Annotated in this window: 2 protein-coding genes; both read right to left on the reverse strand. The window is 30.8% G+C overall.

The window, feature by feature from the left end; all coding sequences use genetic code 11:
* Window positions 1–1207: 1207 nt before the first annotated feature.
* On the reverse strand, window positions 1208–1636 hold the full coding sequence (locus A5844_RS04770) for a thioredoxin family protein (protein WP_086284147.1): 429 nt from the start codon (window positions 1634–1636) through the stop codon (window positions 1208–1210).
* A gap of 50 nt (window positions 1637–1686) precedes the next feature.
* Window positions 1687–2541 (reverse strand): hypothetical protein, encoded by an 855-nt coding sequence (locus tag A5844_RS14570; RefSeq protein ID WP_244610848.1) that lies wholly within the window; start codon window positions 2539–2541, stop codon window positions 1687–1689.
* Window positions 2542–2955 lie beyond the last annotated feature (414 nt).

A 2955-nucleotide genomic window follows, 5' to 3' on the forward strand; every position in this document is an offset into this window, starting at 1 on the left:
GACATGGTACTTGTATTATTTTACTATACTTTTATTAACTTCCTTATTTTCGTACTGGTACCATAGAGATTCTGTAAGTCTGAAAAGTATATTGTTAATTTTTATAGCAATGCAGTTCCCAGTTCTGATAGGCATCATTTTCCCAATGAAGGGCAGTAATAATGTCAAAAAATTTTTTTACTACTTTTTATTTTACGCTATTCTGTTTTTAGTCTTTGTTTTTATTAAAACAAAAACATTTGTAGTAGATATACAAATGTTAAGCTGGCTTATTTTATGTTGTATAGGAGTAATATTAGCTGGGGTCTCTACTGTATCAAGTTTTAATAATAACTCAATGCACTAGTTACAAAATGCATCAATTTCTTTTGAATATTGACTGTCAATCAATAGAGGATTTTTCTTGTATGAAAAAAATTGATGAACACGATTTAAAGAAAAAACTATTTAGTTTTTTAGTAATTGCCAATACCGTAGGAAATTTGATTGAAAATATCGAATTCAGTAGTTCATTATTCTACCTGAACTTTATTATAGGAATAATATATCTGCAGGTCTCAATAAAACCTAAAAAATGGGGTATGGTGTATATGTTTTACTCTATACCTAAATCTCTAACTATTGTAATCATGATTATTCAATTAGGAGAATATCTATTCTCTTCATTAAATAGTAAAATCAATGACTAACAGATAGAAATAACAAAAAGGTTGTCTAACAGAAGAGGTTCCTTCTGCTAGACAACCAGTATAGACTTTTATCAGTCCTATTTGACAAAAAAACCTTTTTTTATTTCTCTACTGTTCCCAAATTGTTCCCAGTTCATTGGGAAAATGTCTATAAACACTTGTATATCAATGTTTACGAAGGTTTTTCTGTCACTTCCACTCAATAACTTAGAAATCTACATTATATGCTGAAAAAGCGAAATGATTATTAGATAGCTTGCATATATTGAAAGACCAAAGCTCACAATGATAAATATTTTTTCCTCTTTACTTTTTTTTCTAGGTAATCTGATAACGTATAGTAAGCAAGTAGCAAAAAGTATATTTACTACCAAAAAGCTATATCCTTCTCTTAAAGATTGGAAAATATTTCCAACTATATTAGTAATAACTGTAATCTTCATCAAAGCAATCAATAAATCTTCCCTGTTTGAAAGATTGTTTCTTTTCATAACTCCAACAACTTCCTAACTACTCACTCAGTTAAGGAACTCTAGTATTGCCTTTTGGTTCTTAATACCTTCTAGTTTAGAAACAACTTTTCCGTTAGAAATCTTAACTATAGTTGGAACAACCTCCACTCCCAATTCAGAAGCAAGAGACTGAAGAGACTCCTCATTATCCTTTCTTGCCACATCTGTATTGTAATAATACATCGTCTTATATTCATCCGTTAATGTTTCTTTCAGGATAGGTTCAAATTTTTGGCATTCAGGGCAAGTTGGACGTCCAACATAAACAAAGACATCCTTTTTTTCTTTAGAACTCAACATCGTTTCCATCTGTGCATTTCCAATAGTTTCTAGAGGCTCACTGGGAGATGATATTTTAAATGCAAGGAAGGAACCAAATATAGCGATAAAAATTCCAACTACTAAAATTATTTTCCTTTTCTTCTTCTTTGTCATTTTATTACCACGGTTCCTTCCGTTTCAGTTTATACTCTCTTTTCTTATTCTTATAATTTAAAGCAGCCAATCACTCCAGCGATTGCTGAACCACCTAATGCTACAAATCCAGTAATACATGCGGCACAAACTACTGGAACTGCAAGACATGCACCTGCACAAACTGGAGCAATAATGTTAGCAATAGTACGACTAATCCCTAATACAATTACAAGACAAGCAGCTTTTTCAGCTAAGCCTCTTGCTTGGGGCAAGTTCTTTATCTCATTTTGTACATCTTGAAGTTGTTGTTGTAAATCTTCGTTTGCAACAAATGCTTCATCTAAAATTTCATGATTCATCAAGCTACCATCTGCATATGATTCGACCTCAAATGTTTTTGAAGCAGATTCAAAAACAAGAGTTTCTTGATAACCTTTTAGCTTTTGATTCATATCATAAATGGCTGTTACACTACTAAAGAAATTGTATTTATCATCAGTTACTGGAACAGTGATAGTATAATAATCTTCTTCTCTAGTTTCTCCAGATACTTGAAGAACAGTTACTTTATCGAAATTTAATAAATTAGTAGATACATGAAGAGAAAATTCACTATTCATACTTTCAATAAATTTGTTGGTAATGACTGATTTTTCGGTGGAGCTAACTCCTACTGATTTCTCAGCAAAGCTTATCATGTTCTTTGCAATAGCATTTGCATCTTCATCATTCATTCCAGGAACACTTATTGGATTTTGTTCTAAGTAAGTATCTACAGTTTGAGAAGTCTCTTTTTCAAGTGGGAAATCATACATTGAAGCTTGAGCAACTCCTACACCACTCGGCAATATAAAAGACACAAGAGTCAGTAAAGCAACCAAACCTGTAATTATTTGTATTTTGAAATTTTTTATTACTTTCACTTTCATTTCTTCCTTAATTTCAATACGAAACTCAACAAAATTCTCTTTTCTATTATCTCTAATAAATACAAATCATAAGCACCACCGTACCTTTCATTTCATTTTCTTCAAATTAAAGAAATTTTATAAAAGCCATTCCCAAATCCAATTCCAATAAAAACCTATACATTTCGTTGCTTTTTCCTCCTTGACCGTATAAAAAAGATTCAATCTCTATGACTTACTTATAGCATAGGGATTGAATCATAAAAAATAGCTTTTTGGTGAGTGGTTATGTTTGGTGGTGAATGGTTATATTTATGTTGCTTTTCTAATTAAAAAGGTTAGAAAATAGGATTTCTATCATGAAAATATTGTTATCTACATGATATTTTATCTTCCCATTATACTTTTTTACTATGCTTTGGATAATAG

It is taken from the genome of Candidatus Enterococcus wittei, from assembly GCF_002140175.1.
In the GTDB taxonomy this organism is placed as follows: domain Bacteria; phylum Bacillota; class Bacilli; order Lactobacillales; family Enterococcaceae; genus Enterococcus_B; species Enterococcus_B wittei.

Coding starts and splice junctions, on each gene's coding strand:
- A5844_RS04770 (WP_086284147.1), bottom strand. CDS start 1,636: ATGACAAAGAAGAAGAAAAGGAAAATAATTTTAGTAGTTGGAATTTTT.